The 23,686-nt window shown below is 45.0% G+C and carries 22 protein-coding genes; 10 read left to right on the top strand and 12 right to left on the bottom strand.

Translation table 11 applies throughout. The features are described from left to right. Positions 1-240 precede the first annotated feature (240 nt). Positions 241-705: a COP23 domain-containing protein gene (locus QUA47_RS04610; RefSeq protein ID WP_333218685.1), complete on the top strand. Its 465-nt coding sequence runs from the start codon at positions 241-243 to the stop codon at positions 703-705. 284 nt (positions 706-989) lie between these two features. On the opposite strand, the gene QUA47_RS04605 is transcribed toward QUA47_RS04610, so the two are convergent. After that, complete coding sequence (locus QUA47_RS04605) at positions 990-3,797, bottom strand: AAA-like domain-containing protein (protein WP_333429885.1); 2,808 nt, start codon at positions 3,795-3,797, stop codon at positions 990-992. Positions 3,798-4,022: 225 nt separating this feature from the next. Here QUA47_RS04605 and QUA47_RS04600 point away from each other — a divergent pair, with 225 nt between their 5' ends. Next, the gene (locus QUA47_RS04600; protein ID WP_333429884.1) at positions 4,023-4,790 is read left to right on the top strand and encodes a 5-formyltetrahydrofolate cyclo-ligase; all 768 of its coding nucleotides are present in this window, start codon (positions 4,023-4,025) and stop codon (positions 4,788-4,790) included. Between the two features lie 50 nt (positions 4,791-4,840). Here QUA47_RS04600 and QUA47_RS04595 read toward each other — a convergent pair whose 3' ends face one another. Together QUA47_RS04595 and QUA47_RS04590 are read right to left on the bottom strand one after the other, a co-directional pair. After that, on the bottom strand, positions 4,841-5,440 hold the full coding sequence (locus QUA47_RS04595) for a Uma2 family endonuclease (protein ID WP_190659263.1): 600 nt from the start codon (positions 5,438-5,440) through the stop codon (positions 4,841-4,843). A gap of 298 nt (positions 5,441-5,738) precedes the next feature. Next, a complete protein-coding gene (locus QUA47_RS04590; RefSeq protein WP_333429883.1) occupies positions 5,739-7,607 on the bottom strand; it encodes an AAA-like domain-containing protein in 1,869 nt (622 codons plus the stop codon). 276 nt (positions 7,608-7,883) lie between these two features. Between QUA47_RS04590 and QUA47_RS04585 the strand changes: the two genes are divergently transcribed. The 3 genes from QUA47_RS04585 (at position 7,884) to QUA47_RS04575 (ending at position 10,060) form a co-directional block, all read left to right on the top strand. Next, positions 7,884-8,057 (top strand): hypothetical protein, encoded by a 174-nt coding sequence (locus tag QUA47_RS04585; RefSeq protein WP_190659259.1) that lies wholly within the window; start codon positions 7,884-7,886, stop codon positions 8,055-8,057. Positions 8,058-8,101: 44 nt separating this feature from the next. Next, a complete protein-coding gene (locus tag QUA47_RS04580; RefSeq protein WP_333429882.1) occupies positions 8,102-8,434 on the top strand; it encodes a hypothetical protein in 333 nt (110 codons plus the stop codon). A gap of 291 nt (positions 8,435-8,725) precedes the next feature. Beyond that, positions 8,726-10,060 (top strand): serine hydrolase, encoded by a 1,335-nt coding sequence (locus tag QUA47_RS04575; protein ID WP_333429881.1) that lies wholly within the window; start codon positions 8,726-8,728, stop codon positions 10,058-10,060. Positions 10,061-10,271: 211 nt separating this feature from the next. On the opposite strand, the gene QUA47_RS04570 is transcribed toward QUA47_RS04575, so the two are convergent. Beyond that, complete coding sequence (locus QUA47_RS04570) at positions 10,272-10,643, bottom strand: DUF4342 domain-containing protein (RefSeq protein ID WP_333429880.1); 372 nt, start codon at positions 10,641-10,643, stop codon at positions 10,272-10,274. A gap of 455 nt (positions 10,644-11,098) precedes the next feature. On the opposite strand from QUA47_RS04570, the gene QUA47_RS04565 reads away from it, so the two are divergent. Beyond that, positions 11,099-11,227 carry an AraC family transcriptional regulator gene (locus tag QUA47_RS04565; RefSeq protein WP_333429879.1) on the top strand — a complete coding sequence of 43 codons (129 nt, stop codon included), beginning with the start codon at positions 11,099-11,101 and terminating at the stop codon, positions 11,225-11,227. 312 nt (positions 11,228-11,539) lie between these two features. Here QUA47_RS04565 and QUA47_RS04560 read toward each other — a convergent pair whose 3' ends face one another. Genes QUA47_RS04560 through QUA47_RS04540 form a run of 5 tightly spaced genes read right to left on the bottom strand, consistent with a single transcriptional unit; the run spans position 11,540 to position 13,631 of the window. Next, complete coding sequence (locus QUA47_RS04560; RefSeq protein WP_333429878.1) at positions 11,540-12,262, bottom strand: TMEM175 family protein; 723 nt, start codon at positions 12,260-12,262, stop codon at positions 11,540-11,542. Then, a complete protein-coding gene (locus tag QUA47_RS04555; protein ID WP_333429877.1) occupies positions 12,240-12,404 on the bottom strand; it encodes a hypothetical protein in 165 nt (54 codons plus the stop codon). The genes QUA47_RS04560 and QUA47_RS04555 overlap by 23 nt, the downstream gene beginning before the upstream one ends. An 8-nt stretch (positions 12,405-12,412) precedes the next feature. Then, positions 12,413-12,769 (bottom strand): hypothetical protein, encoded by a 357-nt coding sequence (locus QUA47_RS04550; protein WP_333429876.1) that lies wholly within the window; start codon positions 12,767-12,769, stop codon positions 12,413-12,415. A gap of 60 nt (positions 12,770-12,829) precedes the next feature. Then, the gene (locus tag QUA47_RS04545) at positions 12,830-13,054 is read right to left on the bottom strand and encodes a hypothetical protein (RefSeq protein ID WP_190740045.1); all 225 of its coding nucleotides are present in this window, start codon (positions 13,052-13,054) and stop codon (positions 12,830-12,832) included. Further along, positions 13,044-13,631, bottom strand: a complete 588-nt coding sequence (locus tag QUA47_RS04540; protein ID WP_333429875.1) for a DUF4258 domain-containing protein — start codon at positions 13,629-13,631, stop codon at positions 13,044-13,046. Before QUA47_RS04540 ends, QUA47_RS04545 begins: the two co-directional genes overlap by 11 nt. Positions 13,632-14,085: 454 nt before the next feature. On the opposite strand from QUA47_RS04540, the gene QUA47_RS04535 reads away from it, so the two are divergent. The 3 genes from QUA47_RS04535 (at position 14,086) to QUA47_RS04525 (ending at position 18,899) form a co-directional block, all read left to right on the top strand. After that, positions 14,086-16,008, top strand: coding sequence for an ABC-F family ATP-binding cassette domain-containing protein (locus QUA47_RS04535; RefSeq protein WP_333429874.1), 1,923 nt, complete (start codon positions 14,086-14,088; stop codon positions 16,006-16,008). A 685-nt stretch (positions 16,009-16,693) separates the two neighbouring features. Next, positions 16,694-17,995, top strand: a complete 1,302-nt coding sequence (locus tag QUA47_RS04530; RefSeq protein ID WP_333429873.1) for a hypothetical protein — start codon at positions 16,694-16,696, stop codon at positions 17,993-17,995. A 328-nt stretch (positions 17,996-18,323) separates the two neighbouring features. Beyond that, complete coding sequence (locus tag QUA47_RS04525; RefSeq protein ID WP_333288107.1) at positions 18,324-18,899, top strand: TIGR04376 family protein; 576 nt, start codon at positions 18,324-18,326, stop codon at positions 18,897-18,899. A 1,002-nt stretch (positions 18,900-19,901) separates the two neighbouring features. Here the strand turns inward: QUA47_RS04525 and QUA47_RS04520 are convergent. Together QUA47_RS04520 and QUA47_RS04515 are read right to left on the bottom strand one after the other, a co-directional pair. Next, entirely contained in the window at positions 19,902-20,798 is an 897-nt protein-coding gene (locus QUA47_RS04520; protein ID WP_333401920.1) for a pirin family protein, read from the bottom strand. A 156-nt stretch (positions 20,799-20,954) separates the two neighbouring features. Then, the gene (locus tag QUA47_RS04515; protein ID WP_333170743.1) at positions 20,955-21,170 is read right to left on the bottom strand and encodes a hypothetical protein; all 216 of its coding nucleotides are present in this window, start codon (positions 21,168-21,170) and stop codon (positions 20,955-20,957) included. A gap of 661 nt (positions 21,171-21,831) precedes the next feature. Between QUA47_RS04515 and QUA47_RS04510 the strand changes: the two genes are divergently transcribed. Next, positions 21,832-23,358, top strand: a complete 1,527-nt coding sequence (locus QUA47_RS04510; protein ID WP_333429872.1) for an IS5 family transposase — start codon at positions 21,832-21,834, stop codon at positions 23,356-23,358. A 73-nt stretch (positions 23,359-23,431) separates the two neighbouring features. Here the strand turns inward: QUA47_RS04510 and QUA47_RS04505 are convergent. Further along, on the bottom strand, positions 23,432-23,686 hold a 255-nt coding region (locus QUA47_RS04505), incomplete at its 5' end, for a CHAT domain-containing protein (protein ID WP_333429871.1).

Raw genomic sequence — 23,686 nt, 5'->3', positions numbered from 1 at the left:
CACCTTTACCCTATTCCTTCGCGCCTGCGCCCCCTATGGCTGCATCTATTTTCTGCCGTCCGTGTTTCTCAGGGAGCTTTTTTCCCGGAGTTTTGGCTTAGATGAGGCCAGTGTGTGCGATCGGCAAAAATTTGCAAAATAAATTTTATTTTTTTCTCTAAATGCCTAATCTTCCCGGCAACAAACAGTTTAACTTTTTAGACTATTAGTAACCTTAAATGAAAAAGCTTATTACTGCTCATGAAATTTCGGCTCTTAAAGTCTGCTTTGAGCGCGTCAATTATTGCCCTTGCTGCTCCGATTTTAGCAAACAGTCCAGCCTTTGCCCAAGCGCCTTCATTCTTTTGCGGCGCTGCTGGCGGCCGCCCAGCTACAATTGCTGTCCAACAAGGCAAAAATATTCCCGTCATTTTGTGGCTAGCTGATAACTATTTCAATGAATCAGGAGAAGATGCGATTACTCGGTGTACCAGAGTCTCAGGAATTCTCAACAACTCGCAACCGCAAGGAAGCTGGGACAATATTGTCACAGCAGGTGCATCCACCACCGGTCAACTAATTATTTGTGCAGCTAATCCTCAAGACGGTTCCTGTAGATTATTATATCAAGTACCCAAAGGTCAAAATCCCGAACAAGCCCGACAAGAACTCTTAAAAAGAGTTACAAATCCTAATGTAAGTGTTTCGCCTGTTAAAGTAAATTGATAGTCATAAGTTATTAGCTACAGGTAGAGACACGGCAATGTCCATTGGTGTCAACTTAAGCTTTTCGTCTGCCAGTCCTCCCGCTCACCCGGCAGTCCGCCAGGGAATGAATTCCCTGTCTAATAGCTAAAGTCCTCTCAAAGAGGACTGAAGAACTCATTAGTCCTCTTGAGAGGACTTTAGCTTTGAGGCAGGGGTTTCAACCCCTGTCGGACTATCGGTTTAACGTGAAGTTGACACCTATGGGCAATGCTGTGTCCTACGTGCTAAAGTCATGTATGACCCTACTTGCAGAGAGTTGAAACTCTTGTAAAATACTTCGGTTGAGTGGTGAAATAATTGCAGCTTTGCTTCAGCAATTCTTCTAACCCTTCAACCTGCCTCAACCAAACAGTGCCGTTGCTTCCAGCTACAGCAATTTGCTTTCCCTCTCGACTCCAACTGACACTAACAACATTCTCCTCGAACTCAAATTGAGCAACCTGCCGCCCCGCTAAATTCCACAGCCGTACAGTCTTGTCAATTCCCACTGTAGCAAGCCGTTCTCCGTCGGGACTAAAACTAATTGATTTCGCATCAAAATGCAAGGTTTGAAATTCCTTAACTAATTCTTTTTCTGACAGATTCCACAGCCCAACTTTGCCATTCAATGTTACTGTAGCAAAGCGATACTGGTGTTGAGCCGGAGTGAAACTGAGCCCAATTGCCTGAATAGGCAGTGTTTTTTTCAGCTTGCCAGACAAATTCCAAAGTCGCACTGTAGATTTGCCATCTAAAGTCGTTATGAAATCGCCGTTTGGGCTAAAATTTACGCTTCTCACTAAGCCGTTGTGACCTGGGAGTTTCAGGCTAGACGATACTAATTGTGGCAGTTTAGACAAATCCCAAATTGCAGCATAGCTGTCTATCCCTGCCGCCGCTAATAACTTTCCGTCGGGACTAAAACTGATGCTGGTAACAGAGCCTTGAATTCCTTTCAAAGTAGAAATATTTTTACCTGATAAATTCCATATTTTAACACTGCTGTCCCTTCCGGCGGTCGCTAAAAAATTACCGTTCGGGCTAAAAGTTACCATATTAACTGACTGCTGTAAAGCTTTCCATTCAGCAATTTTTTGCCCGGAAAAGTTCCACATTCTAACTCGACCGTCTATTCCTGCGGTTGCTAAAATGTGCCTCTTTGGGCTAAAAGCGACGCTGGTAACTGCACCTTTATGAGCTTGCCACTTTATCTTTCTTTGCTGACTTAAGGAGGCTTTTAACTGCTGTGTTTCACTAATTTTATCGAGAATTATTTGTAATGCTAACAGCGGTCTAGTTGCCGGGTATTGTTCTAGCTTATGTTTGTTTTCAACCAAGGTTTTTAATTTTTTCCCGGAGGCGATCGCCCTCAGTAAAGCTTCTGATAAAGCTTCGCTATTTTCTGTCTTTTGAGAAACAGCCAATAATAAAGCATCGCTGCCATTTTGTTCGATTTCAATACTTGCTTGTGCTAGTTTAAACCGCTGGTAAGCGAGAGTTGAAAAGCCGATCGCCGCCAGTAACGATGCTGCCAGTACCGCAGAACCTATGCCGATCCACTGTTTGGCTTTTTGTTTGGCAGAGTCAGCTTCACTCCAAGCTTTTTCGGCATCCCAGACAGCTTTTTTGGTTTCTAGTGTAGCTGAATGCAGCAGTTGATTTTGGTCGCTCAAAATAACTTTCTGGCTGGCAGTCAAAAACTGAAAATCTTCGTTTCTCAAACTTTTTCCTGCCGCCCAAACTAATGCTGACTGCAAATCATTCCCTCGCAACAGTTGGGAATCATCTTCACAGCTAGAATTTAGCCAGACTTTGATGGCTTCCGAGTAAGGCGAGAGTTTTTCTAATTTTTCTTCAATTAATCGTTTGTTAAATACAGCTTCATAAATAGGATTAGAAATTGTTAATTTTTCCCCGCGCTTAACAATTAATCCGCTTAATCGCAACTCCATTTGTTCGGCACTACCATCGGGGACAATTTCAGTTTGTTCTAAAATTTGCTGATACAATCCCAGTCTCCTAACAATGCGCTGGTTTTCTTTGAAAAGCCGATCGCGAATTGTGGACAAATGTTCTGGGACATCCTGAGATTCCCAATTCTCCACTATTTTCAAGCGCACTACCTTTTCAACCCACTCTTGAGAAGAGTGAATTTTATCTTTCTCCCCACCTTGGCGAGGGGGGGCTGGATCATCCTCCCCCCCTTGCCAAGGGGGGGCTGCATCTTCCTCCCCCCCTTGCCAAGGGGGGGCTGGGGGGGGTAAATTCGGGATTAATTCGGCATTTTCCAACAATAGTTTGCACAGCTTTTGAGTCAGGAACGGCTGCCCGCCCGTCCAATACAAAACCTCTCTCAAAACTTGATTAGGGCAGTTTGTAAACTCTGCCAACCCCGCTGCTAGCGGTTGAGCTTCTGTTTCGTCAAAACCAGTTAATTCGATCGCCTTGCCTATATTAAAAGGGGTATTGCTGCTGGCATTTTTCTCGCGGCACAAATCCGTTGGCGATGCTACGCCTAAGAGGGCCCAAGTTAGGCGATCGAACTCTGAATTGTTGGCGCGCTTGTTGTAGCACGATCGAATTAAGGCTAAAAAATCGTCGGCGGGAAAATCTAGGGCGAGAATGCTGTCGATTTCGTCAATAAAAATGACAATATTGCTGGAAATGTTGGGTAACAGTACGGTTTCGATGAATTCGCTCAATCTTTGAACCGGGGTTAAAAAATTGCGATCGCGCCACCAAGTCCGCACGTTGACAATATCGGACAGGTTAAAGTTATTTTCGAGAATACGTAGCAAACCAGCATACCACTGTTCGGGAGTGACGCCGCGGTTGCCAATTTCCGAAATGTCGATCGCAGCACAAGCAATTCCTTCATTTCTCAGCCGCTGAATTGTCCGCACCTGCAAGCTAGATTTGCCCATTTGCCGGGAATTCAAAACATAGCAAAATTCCCCGGCTTTCAATCCGTTATAAAGGTCGTCGTCGGCTTGCCTCTTGACATAATTCGGAGCGTTATTTGTCAAACTCCCACCGACTTGATAGTAACTGGGCTTTGTGGTAAAATTCATAAAATAAAAAAGAACATTCGGCGGTTTAAACCGCTCAAGAGTCAAACGAAGTCCCTCTCTAAGAGACTAAATAATCGAGGGCTTATTATAATTTTGTATGATTAATTGTACCACAATCAATGAATATACTTAATTAAATCTCAGATACAAATGGCTAAAAAAGTGGCTAGATGAGTATTTTTCCTTCTTCCTTCTTCCTTCTTCCTTCTTCCTTCTTCTTACAGCATGAAAACTGATTGGACTGGATATAACGACGACAAAGACAAGTTAAGAGCTGAAATTTGGTCTTTGCTGAAGCAGCAAGCCGCATCTATTGGCGATCCGTTTGGTCATATCCCCAACTTTGTCGGTACTGAGTTGGCGGCCGAAAGATTGGCAACTTTACCAATATGGCAACAAGCAAAAACGATTAAGTGCAATCCAGATTCGCCACAAATTCCGGTGCGATGGCGTGCTTTGCAGGAGGGAAAACGCCTGTATATGGCAGTACCGCGATTGACAGACGAGCGCTGTTTTGTAGAGTTAACTGCTGAAGATTTGCAGCGGCAAAATATATCGATTGCCGAAAGTGCGATCGCCCGCAAAGCACTGAGTTGCGGAAAATTGGTAAGTTTTGCAGAAATGGAGCCAATTGATTTAGTAATAGTCGGCTGCGTAGCAGCAGGGCGCCACGGTGGAAGAACCGGGAAAGGTGCAGGGTTTGCCGATTTGGAATTGGCTATGTTGAAGGAATCCGGGTTAGTACAAATGGATACGCCAATTGTGACAACAGTGCATCCTTTGCAAATAGTCGAAGATTCGCGTTTGCCAATGCAGGCTCACGATTGGGCGCTGAATTGGATTGTTACTACTGAGGATGTAATTGAGACTAATACAAGTTATCCGCGTCCGACAGGGTTAAACTGGGATAGTATACGGCCGGAACAGTTGGAACAAATTCCGATTTTGCGAAAGTTAAACGAACCGCGAAGGCGCGAAGGACGCGAAGAATGAAAGAAAGAAGAGGAAGAAGGTAATTTCAAATAACAATATTATTATTTATCTCAAGGCAAAAGAGAATTCACAGCGATCGCCCCGATTTCTATCCCTTCAATAATAATCGGTATAACAGCCGATCGCCCGAAATCCAACCTTTGACTATAATCTGGCTGCTCAACTTCAACAAGAGGTTGAGAGTACACCTCAACCAGTCCTTCAACAAGATTCACAATCCAATAAATCGCAATTCCAGCGCGGGCATAAATCCGTTTTTTTACAGTTCGATCGCGCTGAAGCGTCGTATCTGATACTTCAATAATAAGCGCAATATCTTCAGCACCCGGATGCCGATCGACATACTGTCGCGTATCCCCTCGAACAACCACTATATCAGGTTCGGGTTCGCTGTTGGATAGCGTGATCGGTTCTTGAGAATCGACATACCAACCACGGGGTAAAATATTCTCTAAAGCTGTTCTGACAAGACGAGTTGTGACTCGATGCGGTGGATTTTTGGGCATTTTGAAAACCAGCCAACCTTCCAGCAATTCTACAGAGTCATCATCCGTGAGAATGCCAGCTTGAATTATCGCATGATACTGCTCGATGCTCAAGCGCAAAATCAGATCGTTCGGAATTGCTGCAACGCTTTCGACGGGCGACATAACTGTATAGCCGAGTTGATTATTGTCTTATTTTACCGTTTATTTAACGAACCGCGAAGGCGCGTTACGCAGAACGGCGCGTAAGCGCTAGGAGGCGAAGGAAGAAAGAAGAAGAGGCAGAAGGTAATTTCATAATATATCTACTTTGTGGTGAACACGCGCCATGCAATGAAAGCTGTAAAGGCTAGATAACCAAACACGGTTATCCAGTCTAGCCAATTATCGGATGTTATCAAAAAAATATCGTTCATGGGTATCATTCACCTGATTATTACTTACCGCACTTACGCACAAAATTTTACACGATCGCGCTCAAGTGCGATCGAAAATATTGTCGATACAGTTCGCACCTCGGCACGCACTCGTTCCCCTGCAATTTCACCAACCCCAAACTTTCCAACTTAAACGCCTGCATTGGCTTTAATTGCACGGGATTTTCTGCCTGTGCAATCTCTCTCATCCCCTGGGCCAATTCTGGATATTCTTCTAAATTCCATAGTTGCCGGCGCAAATGGTCGCTGTAAATTCCCGCATCTGCGATCGCAGTTTCTTTTAATTCATCGAGTGTCAAACCCGATCGCGAAATGTGATATAATGCAACTCGCACTAAATACGGATGTCCGCCGACAAGGGCCATCAATTCCTCAACTTTCGCCTCCGACCAATTCAACTGGTGGCGCGCTGCTAAATCTTGTATTTGCTGATGGTTGAATTCTGGCAAATCTACTGGCAGCCCGACGTTGAAAGGCGATTGATTGATGTTCATTGGGATGTAAACTTCGGTGGAGTGAACTACAATTAACCGCAGTTTTTTCCATATATCGCGCCGCTTCGATTCTTCGTGCCACGCCCGCAGCAGTCCTAAAAAGTCTTCGGCAATGTCGGGATATTGGAAAACGCGATCGATCTCGTCTAATCCTAAAATTAAAGGACTGTCGATTTGCGGTAAAATGTATTTTTCAAAGTAATCTTTGCAGTTGACTTTGCTGCCAAAAATCTCGTCCCAATAATCGTCTAATTGATTGGGTAAGTGCAACTCGCGGCCGACGTAAGCGCAAAACCATTTTAAGAATTTATCTAAGTTGGCAAATACGCCTTTATCTACTAACTGAAAAGTTAGCGGCACGGTGCAATAACCTTGACGGGCTCCGTGATGCAAAATTCTTGCCATCAAGGAAGTTTTGCCCATTTGTCTCGGTGCTTTGATTCTAATTAACGCGCTGGGCTGCACAATAGTTTGATAGCAGTTTTCTTCGATGGGCGGGCGTTCTACATAAAATTGAGAAGCGACATCCACTTGTCCTCCCGGTAATTCCGGTTCGGCGGCGGGTAGAGGTATTTCGTCGCTGCTAATTTCTAATAGCTGTTTTTGCGTTAAATCTTCCGTTTTTTCTGTGACTGGTGCGGGTTTTTCTGCTAGCAAATTCAGAACTTCTTCGATAATAATTGGAGTGTCGGCGGTGGTTTTCCATTCCCTCTGTTTGATGCGGTACAGATAGCCCCGCAAGTCGTGATTTAGAGGCGCGTTCAGGGAAAAACCGACGCGGATGGGCAGAATTATTGGTTTTCTGTCAGGGCGGGAGTCTTGCAGTTCTTTTGCTTGCTGAACTTGATATGTTAGTAGTTCGCTTTGGTTTCCCGTTGGCGGCAAAAGTATCAGCAAATAATCGCATTCTTGAAGGAATAAATTAATGCGATCGAACCAATTATCTCCCAATCTAATGTTATTTTCTGCTGTGAAAACTGTATGACCGATCGCGCTTAAGGCTATTTCTAACTGTTTTCCTAACTCGCGATCGGGTTCGGCGCTGCGATAACTGACAAATACTTTAACAATTCTGCTGCTGGTGCCTGTTTCCCCCGCTGGTGACAAATTGTCCAGCTCGTCTAAATTTTCCGGTTCCTCAAGTTTAGCCGATCGGTGGTCGCTAGCAGCCAGAGTCATTTCAAAAGCCGCGAACAACTGTCGAATTTTACTCAAATCCGCACCTTCTCTACCCTGCTTAATTTTGCTGACTGTATCGGCACCGACACCAGACTCAGCCTCGATTTCAGTCAGAGTACCTCTAATGTTATTTCGGTCAGACCATTCTTGGAGCGCCTCGTTAAGTTTCTTTAAGCCAGAGGCAGTGAGAATGCGACCGCGATCGCGTTTTGACTTGAGCACTTCGCTTGCAGTGAAAGGGGAACGAATCTAGAAATTTTAACGCCTTAAGTTCCTATTTTGGGGGATTTTAAGGGAGATAGTCCGCGAGGCGGAATTTAAGAAATTTTACGGTCAGAGGTTTTTTGGGCGATCGACTCCTGAAACTCTGTCCTGATAACGGCTTCAACAGTTGAATATATTTGAGGAGAAAAAGTTTTTCTTAACTCCCCAATCTCCGCCGCTAATCACCGCTTAACTTTTTAGAGTAGATACACCAAGCAAAAAAGGAGCAGCCAAATGAGCAAAATCTTACACAGACTGGCAATGGCCGCTTTGGGAACCGCCGCCATTTTCACAATTAATACACTTAATAATTTAACAGAAGCATCAGCCGCTGGTAAATTTGACCAACCAGAAATTTATCAAAACACAATTTTTCCACTTGGTGTACCGGGTCAGTTGCATAAATAGGGCAATTCATTGATTGATTGATTTAATTGAATTAAGGAGAAATTATGAAGTCTACACTGTGTTCGCCACAACCTATAGCTACCAAATCTGACTCCGTTGACGCTGATGCGATCGATGCCTGCACTGCGCTTGCATGGATGGAATTGGTAGCATTAGATGCTAGCGCTCTCACGGGGGATGATTGGCTGGCTTTGTGCGATGATATAGATAGCGGGGAAATCTACCGCTGCTGGTTTTTGTGGCGCGATCGCGAAGTTAGCGGTAATTGGGAAGCTTACGATCCTTTGACCGATCGCCGATTTGTTGCTAAAGGAAAAGTGTTTCTCAAAGCTGCGATCGACTCGCTCGAAGATGCTAGAAATCGGGAAGTCGCCTAACTTGAATTCATCTCAGGTGAATAAAATTTGTGCCTACAAAACAAGAATTCGGCCAAGAGAATTCACCACTGTACAAACTTTCGTCCGCCTGCGCGAGACAGGAAGAAAAAGGGGTAATAGAACCGGATCTGATATCAGTCCCGAAAACGGAATACTCTCAAAGCAAATAAAAAACTTACGGCTGCGGGCAAGAGTTGACTGTATGATGCTAGGTGCTTCGTCTCGAAAGCGGTTGAAAACGTTTTTCCAGCCGCTTTCTCGTTGCAGCCGTTAAACTCTTTCTCTTCAAACATGACTCTAAAACTGCGATGGCTGTTGCCGGCCGCCCTTAGTCTTTTCTCGATCGCCCTGCCCGCAAAAGCTGATACACTAACATCTTGGCACTTCGATCCCAGGGGAAATCAGCTCAATTTAACCACAGATTCAGGAGTTCAGCCGGAAGTCAAACTAATCGCCAATCCCACCCGCTTAGTAATTGACTTACCGGGAATAGTCTTGGAGTATCCCGAAAGTCCTCAAAGTTACAACTCAGCTATTCAACAAATTAGAGTCGGGCAGTTTGACAGCGGAACTACCAGGTTAGTAATACAATTAACTCCCGGTTATAAGTTAGACCCGCAAAAAGTCCGAGTCATTAGAGAATCTGCCACGCGCTGGTCGTTTCAGTTGCCAAATCCCGAGGAAATAGCGGGCAACGAGTCTTTTATACCCACAGCTATTACCAGCGTAGAACAACAAGCAGCAGGTCAAGTTACGCCCACTGTTTCGCCGGGAAATCAGAGAAACTCTTCCAATGATTTGGTGATGTCAACCGGCTCGGAAATGACAGCCATCAAGCCTCAAATCGAAAGTGCGATCGAACAGTATAGATCCCTGAGCGCCGGAATGTTTTTTCTGGATTTAGATACAGGAAACTATTTGGATATCAAGGGCGATCGAGTATTTCCGGCCGCCAGTACCATCAAATTACCAATTCTGATTGCTTTTTATCAAGATGTAGACGCGGGCAAAGTTAGCCTAGACGAAACATTAGTTATGAAGCCCGACTTAGTTGCCAGCGGTTCTGGCACTATGCAAGACGAACCAAATGGTACTCGGTTTAGCATCAGAGAAACCGTAGATAAAATGATTACCATCAGCGACAATACAGCCACCAACATGATTATTGAACGTTTGGGGGGAATTGCTAAACTCAACGAGCGTTTCCGCAGTTGGGGATTAACTGATACCAGAATTCGTAATTGGTTGGGAGATTTTCAAGGGACAAATACCACAAGTTCTGTGGATATGGTAAAGTTGCTGGCGATGCTATCTCGCGATAAATTAGTTTCTGAATCGAGTCGGGAACAAGCTTTAGAATTACTGCGACACACAACAACTAGAACGCTTTTGCCTTCCGGTTTGGGCCCGGGAGCAGTTATTGCTGACAAAACCGGAGATATCGGCTTTGTAGTTGGCGATGCTGGAATTATTGATATGCCCAACGGCAAGCGTTATTTAGCGGCAATATTTGTAAAACGTCCTTACAATGACCCGATTGTGAGAGATTTTGTGCGTCGGATTTCGCGGATTGTTTACAATTATTTAGACCAACCTGCGGCGAAAGTACCGGATAATTTGCGTTGAGCAGACAATTCGGCGATTGAAATCGCTACTAAACAAACAAAGTCCGCCTTCGCGGACTTGAAGAGAAGATTTTTAATTACTAATCACTATTAGACCTGTTGCAAAAATAATTAGGACGGGCAAGATGCCCATCCCACAAGAGTTATTTTTTCTTGTGGGATGGGCATCTTGCCCCTCCCATCAATTGATGAAAAGGATCTTTGCAAGATGTCTATTCTTTGCGCTCGACAGCGACAGTCAAATGAGCCGCAACTGCCCCAACTGTAGCAAGTACAGCAGCAATTGGAAACACTACTGAGCCTGCAACGCCGCCTACTAATCCCGCCATCAGCGGAATGTCTGCCAAAGTCCGCCCTTGCGAGTTTTTGATGACGAGGTGGCGGAGTTTTCCTTGCTGAATTAGTTCTTTGACTTTACCAATTAGGCTGTCGCCGCTAATCTTAAATTCTTCAACTCTGACTTTTTCCTCTGTTGCAAATTCTGAGGCGTATAAAGGAGTTTCAACTGTTGGGTTGGCTGAATTTCCTGCCGCTGCTGTTTCGTCTTGTAGAATTGTTACTTGTTGTTCTTTTTGTAAGTTCATTTTGTGTAAGGGCGGGTGAAAACCAGCCGTTTAATTTCTATACTCTTATCTTCGGCGATCGCACTTGGGAATGACAGGCAAGGAAACCCTACAATCTGCATTCGTACTTTCCACCCCCGCCTTTTTACTCAAAACTTTATTTTTGTCTGGTTAGATCGGAGCGGGTTTATCTATTCCTAAAGGTAGAGAAGATATTTTTGAAACAACCCGTCTCTAGATACAAGTAAGGTGCGTACTGCCACCCATGTCAAGGTGGCTGCTGTGTGTTGAATTTTTAAGTTGGACACCAAGCGAACTAAAGTCAGGGAAAATTATTAAAATTAAAACTTTATATTTCTACAATGACTTCAAAAGTGATTGCTATCTAGGCACAATCAAGCTATGGCTTGCAATGCCAGTTCTCAAAAGCACCCCATAGATAGCGATCGCATTGGCGAAGCACAATATAATCAGAAATGCAAACCGACTACATCAACGAACATCTGAATCAAGATATTAAGCTTGCAGATTTAGCTCAATTGCTGGGCATGAGTCAATTTCATTTCAGCCATCTGTTGAAGCAGTTGATAGGCACATCTCCCTAAGAATATTGGCTCGCCCAACGGGTAAAACGGGCAAAGCAATTGTTGAAACTTTCGAGCTTGAACATAAAATGATTCATTTTCTCGGTTGTGCCGATGGGTCGGCGTACCGCCACCAGGTGTAACAATTACCTCACAAAGCGCATAGGCTTCCCTGTTTCTTCACCAACTGCCTTGAAGGTATAGAGGTCTTGACCAAAGTAGTAAGAACGACCTTGACCGGGTTCAACAAAAAGTCCGTCTTGATGAATTGTAATTTGTTAATTGGTAAAGCGAAGTGTTAGCTGGCTGGGATGGCTTTTTGTGGAATCTTCTTCACGAATTCAGAGTTTTCTCAATACGCCGATCGAGGATCAGCCACATTATCGCAACTAAAACATACAGCATGAAAGCCAACCATGAGTTGACAAAAGAAAGCAGGATTGCTACGGCATAAATCACCACTGATAGCTTACCCTTAAAGTCTCGCCCCAGTGCAATTGCCAGAGTGGAATCTTTACCGTGGTGAGAAATAAGAGCACGAGTAAGAATAAAGTAAGCGATCGCAGCCAACAACAGCACTGTGCCATAAAGCGCAACTGGCCAGGCGGCGAAGTGGTTCTCGCCTGTCCAGCCAGTGACAAAGGGAATGAGTGACAACCAGAACAGCAGATGCAAATTAGCCCACAAAACATTACCATTGACCTGCCGAGCCGCCTGTAACAAGTGATGGTGGTTGTTCCAGTAGATACCAAGATAAATAAAACTGAGTACATAGCTCAGAAATACTGGGACTAGCGGACGCAGCGCAGCTAAATCAGCTTCATGGGGCACTTTCAATTCCAGCACCATAATGGTGATGAGAATGGCGATTACACCATCGCTGAACGCTTCTAACCTGCCTTTACCCATTTTTGTACATCCTCCTTTTCTGCTTGCGCTGGCGATCGCTCCTAATTCCAAAAATAACTTAGCATAAGGTCGGTTGCAGTGAAGTGTTATACCGATCGGCGATCGCTTGCACTTACCAACAAAGCTAACGATTTTGCTTGTTGGCAAATTTTCTTGTTCTGTGACATTCGTTGTCTTCAAGCTCTGCCAAAGCTTCAATACAATTAATCTTTAGCTCGTCCTCTGGCAAAATCTTCATGGCTTCGTGAATCATGCCATATTTATCGCCGAGCGTAATAGTCTGTGCCATACATAAACTTACGAAATCTGGGCAGCTTCTAGATCTTGATATAGAGACTCTGCTACACCCTGATATGCTTTATCGAGCTCTTCGTGTTTGACTGCTCGAAAAAGAGTAAAAATAACTTGCCCAAAAATTGGATCTTCGTCAACTGCCCAAATTACCCTTAGTGTTCGAGAAATCCGTAGTGTGTAGAGTGAAGATTCGTAACCATTAAGATTTGTCGGTAAGCGCAGGCGACGCAGCTTACGATAGACATCAGCTTTTTGAGTGGGGAAGAGGCTGGCGCAATCGTTGATTTTTTTAATCACTGCTGCTTTTTCATCTTCACTCAACTTAGCAATATCTTTCTCAAAGCCCTTTGTTGACTCCATTAAAATATCTACGTTATAAACCGCCAGTCTGATTAAGTCTATTATACGGCTAAGCTTTACTTACTCATGATAATTATATACAGGAGTCTCAATAATACGAACAGGATCTTCTTCATTCAGAATGAGCTGCTGCAAATGCTTGACAACGGAAGGATCAAAAAACTGTTCTCCAGTCTCCTCGTTTACACGAGAAGGTACGTTCTCAACTAAGTAGAACTTGCCGTTGAGTTGTAGTGTGTAAGTTACTCGACAATTAACTAGAAATTCTTGGTCATCATTCATCATTGCTAATATTTCGCCTCATTGTAAAGTTGTCACACCATCGATCGTGGTCAGGTTGATACACTGCGATAATTTTAATTAACTCTCGCATGGGATAACTGCATTTGACATGAATTGGTCGTTGAGCTTGGGTGAAGCCACAAATAACATAACTTGAATTATGTTTACCGTGATGGTAGTCTCTAATTAGTTGTCCATTAGCAATTGCCTCTTTAATTTCATCGACTTGAATCCGATCCATTATAGACTGGCCTACAGCATAATTGGAGAACTCAAATTTATTCCTGGCGACTTTGTGGCGAATTTCCATGACAGGGTGATTGCACAAGCCCAGATGAGGAGCAAGCAACCCAAGATAAGCATAAGCCACTGCATTATCAGGATTCAACCAAAATGATACAATAAACTCTCTCAATGCCTCATCATTGTTATTGTCTAAGTCGAGATTAAGTTTCTTTTCTGCTTGGCGAGCTGCGTGGATGGATCTAATCTGACACAAAATTATCTGAGCTAATATAGCACTTTTTAGTGGCAAAAACATATAAAGGATTAAGAGTGACTCAGGAATTCTGCGTTTCATTAAATTTATTCGGGATTTTGTTAATTAGTAGAGCGAATTGACAATACTTCGGACAGTTTTTTAACTGCCCTGTAAGCCGAGGGCGAGGAAGCCCTGCCATTTTTGACGCATTTTCTGAAACGAGTGCGCGCTTGCTCAAACGAAATAAAAAATAGTCCAGTATATTATAGCCACTAAGGGTTTCAGAGACTCGATTAGATCTAAAACTGTCCGAAGTATTGAATTGAGCAATATCTTAATATCGAAATTTTATCCATATGGTTTTTGTTTGTCAATCCCCACTGCCGATCGCACTTCAGTCAAAGTTTACCCATTTATCAAGATTTAGATAGTCTAAAAAATCCAGTTCGCCCTTGTCTTGAAAAACTTTCATCGGAACGACAGACCATATCCATGCAACCGGACAGGATCGAACTTGCGTTAAACTAAGTCAGGTAAATGACTTTCTATACTCATGACTATTTTTACTCTGCGATCGATCAAAAAAGACTTCGGCATCAAGGAACTCTTGACAGATGCCAGCTTCAGCCTGGATGAAGGCGATAAAGTCGGACTCATCGGCACCAACGGTTCCGGGAAATCAACCCTGCTGAAAATGATTGCAGGCTTGGAGTCGATCGACTCTGGCGATCGCTGGGTCAATCCAGGGTCTACAATTGTGTATCTCCCCCAACAGCCGGATTTAGACGAAAATCACACTGTCTTAGAGCAAGTATTTGCCGACAGTGGCGAACAAATGGCTTTAGTGCGAGAATACGAGGAAATTTCCGCTCAATTGTCCCACGGCAAAGGCGATACAGACAAGTTGATGGCGCGTCTGTCTGCAGTGTCTGAACGCATTGATGAGGTGGATGCGTGGGATTTGGAAACCAAGGCTAAATTGATTTTGACCAAGTTGGGGATTGAGGATTTTGATGCGAAAATTGCCGATTTGTCCGGCGGCTACCGCAAGCGAATTGCCTTAGCAACAGCCTTGTTGTCCGAGCCCGATGTGTTGCTGATGGATGAACCGACAAACCACTTGGATGCGCTGTCTGTGGAGTGGTTGCAGAACTATTTGAACGGCTATCGCGGTGCTTTGCTGCTGATTACGCACGATCGCTATTTTCTCGATCGCGTTACCAATCGCATCCTAGAGATCGATCGCGGCGACCTTTACAATTATGCTGGCAATTACGCTTATTACTTGGAGAAAAAAGCCCTAGCTGAAGAATCGGCCGCCAGCACTGTTCGCAAACACGCCGGTGTATTGCGGCGCGAATTGGAATGGCTCAAACGCGGGCCAAAAGCGCGGAGTACCAAGCAAAAAGCTCGGATCGATCGCATTAAAGATATGCGAGCCCAGGAGTTCAAAACAGCCAACGGCAAAGTCGAGATTGCCACAGCGGGCCGCCGGATTGGTAAGAAGGTGATTGAGTTATTGAATATCTGTAAAGCCTATGGCGATCGCACTTTAATTAAAGATTTTACATACAATTTCACACCCGAAGACCGGATTGGAATTATTGGCAGCAACGGTGCGGGAAAATCGACGCTGATGGATATCATCACCGGACGCATTCAGCCGGATTCGGGTACAGTCGAAATTGGCACAACCATTCATATCGGTTATTTTGACCAGCATTCAGAGGATTTGACGCCCAACGAAGACCAGCGAGTTATTGAATACTTGAAAAGTGTGGCGGAATTGGTGCAAACGGCGGATGGGGAAATCATTACCGCTTCTCAAATGTTGGAAAAGTTTCTGTTTCCACCGAACCAACAGTATGCACCGATTAACAAACTTTCCGGCGGGGAAAAGCGCCGATTATTTCTGTTGAAAGTGCTGATGAGTGCGCCGAACGTGCTGATTTTGGACGAACCGACAAACGACCTGGACGTGCAGACTTTGGCGGTTTTGGAGGATTATCTCGAAGATTTTAACGGCTGCGTGATTGTGGTGTCCCACGATCGCTATTTTCTCGATCGCACGATCGACATGGTTTTCGCCCTAGAACCGGGCGGCAATTTGCGTTTGTATCCCGGCAATTATTCGGTGTATTTAGACTACAAGAAAGCCGAAGAAGCCAAAGAAATCAAAGGGCAAAAAGAAAAAGAAAAAAATACACGCACCGCTGAATCTAATAATTCTAAAACCCCAACTTCCACTCAAAAATCTACCAAAGTTTCCTTTAATGAGAAGCGGGAATACGAACAATTAGAAAGTCAAATTCCGCAGATGGAAGCAGAGAAACAAGAGATTGAAAAGAGGTTGTCTAACAATGCTCCCAGCGGGTTTGCCGAGGTGAAGAAGTTATCGGATCGTTTGGCTCAGTTGACGCAGCAGATCGATCGGGCGACTGAGCGCTGGTTGGAATTGGCGGAACGGGTGGGTTAATTTGGGTTGTCCGAGTGTTGTCTTTAGCTCCTGCTCACAATGACAGGAGCTAGAGTAATTATGGCTGAAAAAATTTCCTGCTCAAACGAATATATATTGACAAATTTCACTATTTTTTTCTTTTTGTATTACAAATAGTTCTGTAAAAAAAATATTACGAATAATGCTTGTTTAGCAGACAATTTGGCAACATTTGACAATTTATTACCTAAGTGTGATGAAGCTATGGTACTATTAAAGTTATAAAATCGGTTGCTTGTTACTACTCTCAAGTAAACTGACCAACAAACTTAAGACGAGTAAAAGTCTGAAAGCCTTGTTAAACCTGCAAGGCGATCGGAAACAGCGCCAAAAAACCCGCTTTTTTTGCGAGAGCCTCAAGTAAAGCTGTATGTCAAAAACTGGGAAGACCCGGAGGGTGGGGTTGACACAAGCAGTAGAATATGCAGTAAAAGTCAGCGTAAGCAAATAAGACTGGCAGCAGAAAACAGGGACTAAAAGGCCCAAAACAGGTAAAAAAAAAGTCGATCGGGCAAAGTAAGTTGGCCGAGGACTAAAAATATGGTGATGAGTGAGATACAATTGACCTGTTCCGAGCCAAGAATTGGTCAACATCACAAGTATCCTGTAGAAGTCAAAAGTTAACAGTCTCAGGGTTGTCGAGCAGCGCGAATCAGAGAAAACTATGCCTCAAAAAGTAATCGCCAAACAGATGTCTTTGGAATCAGCGTCCGATCCGATCTCCGTGGTTGCGACCGTGGAAACAGTGCCAGCCGAAGCAGTGGCAGTAGAGTCCTACGCCGATCGGTTGATGGACGAACTGTTTGAAGGAGTCGATCGAGCATTCGACGGCAGCGACGGACTGCCATCGGAACCAGTGCAGCCTGAATTCGTGGCGCTCAAGTCGATCTCTGTACCTCAAATAGTTTTGTCGCAGTTGGCACCCCCCCAGCCGCAGGGGGGCGAAAAAGACGTAGAAGCGATCGCCCGCCAAGTCGCCCTAGAAACAGCCAAAAAACAGCAGTCCAAACAATCATTCGACAGAATCCTGCTGGGAGCAGCCTGTGGGTCGCTGCTGCTAGTCATGGGCTTGTGGCTGGCAAGCCGGTCGGGACTGGTGCGCTTGCCCGCCGCCTCCGCACCAGAGAGGCCCGCAGCAAGCGGCAAAACAGCACCAGACACCCCGTTTGTCGAATACGTGCAGCGTTCGCTAGAAGCGATCGAACAAAAAAAAGCACCCCAGGCCAACCCGCAACTAGCAGGAGTTCCCGGAGTTGCCACTCCAGGGACGCTGCCGAGCATTTCAATTTCCGGCGCGCCGCCGGCAACCGCAGGTCTTTCGACAGCAGTCAACCGCATCGCTGATGCCCTAGAACAAGTCGGCGCGCAACCGGGAGCACCTGCACCCCAAATCGTAGTCATCCCTCCCCCCGCTCAGGTGACTGTGGCTCCGGCTGCTCCGGTAGCTGCTGCTCCGGCTGCTCCGGTAGCTGCTGCTCCGGCTGCTCCGGCTGCTCCGGCTGCTCCGGTAGCTGCTGCTCCGGCTGCTCCGGCTGCTCCTCAAACCGCCGCAGTTTCGCCCTCGCCGGCGGCTCCAGCCTCCGGTCGAGCGATCGCCGCCGCCGGCACTCGATCTCCCCTCGCGGCTTCCCCTTCCCCGTCGGAGTCTCCACAGCCGAAGATTTTGGCTCGCGAAACCGAACCGGCACCAGCACCAGCGCCCGCAGCCCAGCAAGCCGCGCCCGCGCCCGAGCAATCGGCACCGGCCGTCAGCAGCGCCCCGACTTCCGCCCACACGCTGGTAGGGATTTTGGAGTTGGGCGATCGATCGGCTGCTTTGTTTGAAGTAGACGGCGTAGCCCGCAGAATTTATGTGGGCGAAAGCATCGGCGCTAGCGGTTGGACGCTGGCAGAAATCAAAAATCAAGAAGCAGTGATCCGCAAGGGAGGAGATGTGCGATCGGTTTTTGTCGGCCAAAAGTTCTAATCAGTTATCAGTCATTAGTCATCAGTCATTAGTTATGAGTTAGGTCATCGGTAATCAGTAATGGGCAGCGATCGGGCTGTATATCACGAGCAGTGAAAACAGTTATAATATAAGAACCGCCAAGACGTTCTTAATTGCTGAAACCATTGCTCTTATTACTTCTTGCTTCTATCCGTTAAATCGGTTAGCCAATTCGTTGCCGAACTTTCTTCTGCTATAACTAACAACTCAGGAGCAATAATCGATCTCCAGTGACTAAGAACCAATGACTAATAACTAATGACCAATGACTAATGACCCAGGACTAATGACTGAGGAATTATAAAAAATGGGCTTATTTGATGATTTCAACCGCTTTCTAGAAACCCGATTAGAAGAATTTTTGCGTAGCAATCCCCATCTGGAATTGCAGGCAATAGAAGAACAACTGAAGGAACAAGAAGAAGACACTCTGCGGCTGATTCTCGATATTCAAAAACAAGAGAAAAAACTGCAAGCCGAAATTCTCTCCGCCGCTCAAGAAATTCAGCGTTGGAACGATCGCATCAACAAAGCTAAAGCTGCTCAAAGGCTCGATTTAGCTCAAGCCGCCCAAGAGCGGCAAGCCGCTTTGCTGCGTCAGGGAAATCAGCGCTGGGGTCAAATGCAAGGCTGCAAAGAACGGATTGAAAAAGCAAAAGAACTGTACCGCCAAATTCAAGTACGGCGAAAAGAAGTCCGAGCAAAAGCAGCCGAAGCTGCAACTCGCACGACCACTAAAACAGAGCCAAATTGGGATACAAAGGGTTGGAATCAGAGTTCAAATTATAACAGTTTTAATGCGGCAGATCCTTTAGAAGAAAAGTTTCAACACTGGGAAGCTCAGGAAGAACTAGATCAAATGAAGCGAAATATAGGCCGATAGTTACGAAATTGTCCCCTTTTTTTAGGGACTGGTTCACTCGAAACTCGGATTCCCAACGCTTATACTCGTCAACCCCCCAGACTCTCAGGTATGGCGATCGCTGGCTCAGACTTTATATAATTACCATCCTAAACTTGTAGGGACAATTAATCAATCATCCCTACCATATTCTCACCTAATTAATTAGCGTTGCACATTTATGGTATAAGCAAAAGCTCTAGTCAACTAACAAAACCTATGATTTTTCCGGGCTGTCAATCCACCAATATCAATAAAAATGGCTGGAAAAGAGGTAAACAAAACCATATTTGTTGAGAGTGCCGTCGGCAATTTATAGATGTTTATTCTGAGGCCCGGTTATCTCCAAGAGGTAAAAAACCCGTGTCTCCATCTCTACCGATAAGGAGATGGGTTTCGGCGGATAGAATGTCTGACTGGGGTTTCTCATAATACAGTTATTAATTGTGTTAAAGAGGTGAGAAACAGCCGCTCAACTCAACCTGATTATTATGAAATTCCCGAACTAGCCCTGATAGATACAGCAGATTCCACGTTTATGAAAAACACCGGGCTATCGCTCTATCTCCGCCGTAGGGACACATAACTCGGCTGTTGTCCCTACTTCATAAACCTGGAATAGGCTCTAATCTGTGTTTCATCTGAGATCTTGCACCATTCTCAATCACCCTTCTATGGGCGGGCTAGAAGAGCAACCGCCCACAAGAAAATTTACTCTTTATGGAAGAGACCCAAAAGGCCTTTTAAGCAAGAATGGTGCAAGATGTCAGTTTCATCGGACTGATGTTCACTCCTATTAGCGCATGAATAGATATCCCAAATAATTTCTATACGCAGATTTGGCTCCCATATTTTGTGGCAACCCAGGCACAAATCTATGCCTAACGGCATCAAAAGTTTTGGAATAATAGGCGTGAAGATTAGAGTAAAAAAGACAGATTCAGAATCAACAAAAAGTTTTTTAATTTAAATCGCTGCGGTTATTCACAACGGTTGCTCTGCTTGAGAAGGTGCCTCTTCTGGCAGCGGAATAAACTCTGTCTCTTGAGGAACCTGAGCAAACCGTCCCTCTCTCCAATCGAGTTTAGCTTCCTCAATGCGCGAGTGGCGACTCGAAACAAAATTCCACCACTTATGCCGCTCACCAACAGGTTCACCGCCAATCACAATACAACGAGCCTTGCCTGAAGCAGAAATGTTTACTTCAGTGCCTGAATTTAGAACTGCCAACCGATGTTGTTCCAGAGGCACTCCATCGAGCAAAAGCCCCTCTGTTACGCTGTAAACCGCCTGTTCGCTGTAATGGCCCGGTAAGGTAAATTCTTGTCCAGCAGTTAGTTGCACGTCCAGATAAATCATGGGTGAAAATATTTGAACTGGCGAAGTACGACCATAGGCCTCACCGGCAATTAGGGTGAACGAAACTCCTGCATCCTCCCAAACAGGCAGCTCAGAAGCCGGATGATGCCGAAACCAGGGGTCGGTTTCTTCGTATTCATCGGGAAGTGCTATCCAGGTTTGAATGCCATGCAGGATGGCTTCTTTGCTGCGCTCATCGTCAGGCGTGCGTTCGGAGTGGACAATGCCTCGCCCTGCTGTCATCCAATTCACCGCACCGGGACGGATTTCTTGAACGCTGCCGACACTATCGCGATGCAGCAAAACACCTTCAAACAGGTAGGTGACGGTTGCTAAGTTGATGTGCGGATGCGGTCTGACATCCACGCCCCGGCCGGGTGGAAACACCGCAGGGCCCAGATGGTCAAAAAAGATAAACGGGCCTACCAGTGCTAGAACGTCTGAGGGAAGCAAGCGACGGGCTTGGAACCCACCCAAATCTTGAATGTGTGGCTCAATGAGATGCTGGATGGTATCCGTCATAATGTTTATGAAGTTGCGAACGCTAATTGTTTATGTCAAAAGTGCATTATACAAAAAGCTATCCTTAGTAGAGGCCGATCGCAATATCAGTGACTGGTCTAAACTTTCCCAATCGAAAGCGGTTGTAGAGTGTCGAGTTCTCAACGAGCTTTCTGCTTACGAGACGATGGAGAGTTCATCACTGACTTGAACCCGACCTTTGACCAGGGAGCGAATCAGACGATCGAGTGAGCCACGTTCTTCTTCACTGATGGACTCATCAAGGATAGCGGCCATCATGCCGTAGCGGTCAGCTTTGGTAACGCGGTGAGTATCGGTGACAGTGGCAATTAATTCGTTGATAGCGCCGGGGAGAAGATTAACTGGAGACATGGGATTATTTTGAACTCGACACCTTAATCATCTCGTGTTTTCTTCTAAGAGCAAGTGATGGTGCTGGTTTTTTTGCGTGATAATACTGAAAATATTGGGTGAACCAAGTCCGTGTTACCAGTGATCGAAGTCACAACATTGAAACCAATGCAGCGGTGGAAAAATTACAACCCACCTTCCGCCCTTTGACTATCACACCGTGATAATTTTCGTCTTTCACGAGTCAGAACTTCCTGCTGTGCAAAAGTTTCAGACCTTCATAGGAAGAACTGCCCCTTCTTCAACCAATTCTCAACAAGTAACGACTGTTGACTTTTTATTTGCTCAAAATTGATGCAAACCTCATGGCTTGGGCAAAAATACCTGAATGTGAGAGTCATATCAAATCCGCCCTTCATCGGAATTATTCATCTCTCTTCCCTTCCTCTGTATCCTCTGCGTCCTCTGTGGTTTAATCATTCCGATATAACCGGAATTGATATCAAAGGGCCGGACGTGGGGTGTAAGACACCAGAAAAATGATAATTGGGCCCACTAAGTAGGGCTTGCTGAATAAGTGGTTCAAGTAAACACTGTATGGATTTTCGGACGAAGAAAGGTAGTAATGGTGCAAGAAAAACAGGTATAATGACTCAAAACCCGTGCATCACCATTTGCGCTCGTGTACCGAAAAGCTGAGCTTGCCCCAAGCCCCCCATCCGACTTTGAACTACCCTTTGAAGGAAGGTTGTCAGCAGATAACCGTTGGGTAAAGATGGCAGAACTTATCCCGTGGGATGAATTTGAAGCAGAATATGCTGAAAATTTCCCCACCGAAATAGGCGCACCCGCTAAGTCATTTAGGATGGCATTGGGGGCATTAATTATCAAAGAGAAACTTGGAATTAGCGATAGAGAGACAGTAGAACAAATTCGTGAAAACCCCTATCTGCAATACTTTATCGGTCAATCAACCTACAGTAATGAACTCCCATTTGACCCATCACTATTAGTTCACTTTCGTCACCGAATTAGTGCGAACCTAATTAATAAAGTGAACGAACGCCTGGTGGAAAAACTGCGCGAAACTACCCCAGTCAAACCAGAAAAAAAAAAGGATTCGGACGCAAAAAATGAGTCGCCCAATCAAGGAAAATTAATCATAGATGCGACCTGTGCCCCAGCAGATATTAGCTATCCGACCGACTTAGGACTATTAAACCGAACCCGAGTTCATACCGAAAAAATCATCGACATTCTCTATAAATCTCTCACAGTAAAAATCAAGAAAAAACCCAGAACCTACCGAAAAATAGCCAGAAAAGACTACTTAGCAGTAGCCAAACAACGACGACCGACCAGAAACAAAAAAATCCAAGCAATTAAAAAACAACTGCAATATATCAAAAGAAACTTGGCTCATATCAATCAGCTAATCGAATCAGGTGCGACTCTGGAAAGTCTGACCAAAAAGCAATATAAAACTTTGCTAGTTCTCACAGAAGTCTATCGCCAACAACTCTGGCTATTTGAAAATAACAAACAGAGTATTGAGGACAGAATAGTAAGTTTAAGCCAACCCCACATCCGTCCCATTATTAGAGGTAAAGCAGGAAAATCAGTAGAGTTTGGAGCTAAACTGTCAGCGAGTTGCTTTGAGGGGTATGTGTTTTTGGAGCGAATAAGCTGGGATAATTTTAACGAATCAGGAGACTTAAAAGCCCAAGTAGAAGCATTTAAAAGTTACACAGGATACTATCCAGAATCAGTCCATGCAGATCGCATTTATCGAACAAGGGAAAACCGAGCTTGGTGTAAAGAAAGAGGAATTAGAATTAGTGGCCCTCCGTTAGGAAGGCCACCAGCAAATGTCAGTAAGGAAACAAAGAAACAAGCCTGGGAAGATGAGAGAGTTCGTAACTCTATTGAAGGCAAATTTGGACAAGGGAAAAGAAGATTTAGCTTGAATCGGGTGATGGCTAAACTTGATAATACTTCTGGTACAGCCATTGCTATTACTTTTTTAGTAATGAACCTTTCTACCTGGTTAAGACGGGTTTTTTGTGTGTTTTTCTGCCGATTTCCCAAAATAAGGTCTGGTTACGCTTCAATGATTGTCAAAAATTATATTTTGGTCAATTACAAAAACCAAAACTTATGCTTCGCCGAACTTGAATCACCCATCAATTGCGATCGTGGTTTTCCCTAACTTATTCAGCAAGCCCTAAGTACGTAAGAGCAGGTATTAGGTCTCTTGACGACTGGAAATCAGCTTTTCCGGGTTAACGTTTCTCTGCTTCGCCAATGAGCGTAAAAGCGGCCCAATCTACAGGATTAGGATGTTTGACCAATGTCACCAGCATGGCCTTCCGCAGCGCTTGGGCAATATCAGGGGTTAGCTGCATCTGCCGATAAAATTCCGCCATCAAGTCGGCTGTTGATTGGTCGGCTACTGACCACAGAGAAACTACAACACTCGGAACGCCTGCTGCAATAAACGATCGCGATAAACCAATGATGCCATCACCTGTAATACG

It is taken from the genome of Microcoleus sp. MON2_D5, assembly GCF_036701905.1.
In the GTDB taxonomy this organism is placed as follows: Bacteria; Cyanobacteriota; Cyanobacteriia; order Cyanobacteriales; family Microcoleaceae; genus Microcoleus.
The sequence above is the reverse complement of the archived record's forward strand: the minus strand, read 5'-3'. Positions and strand labels throughout refer to the sequence as shown.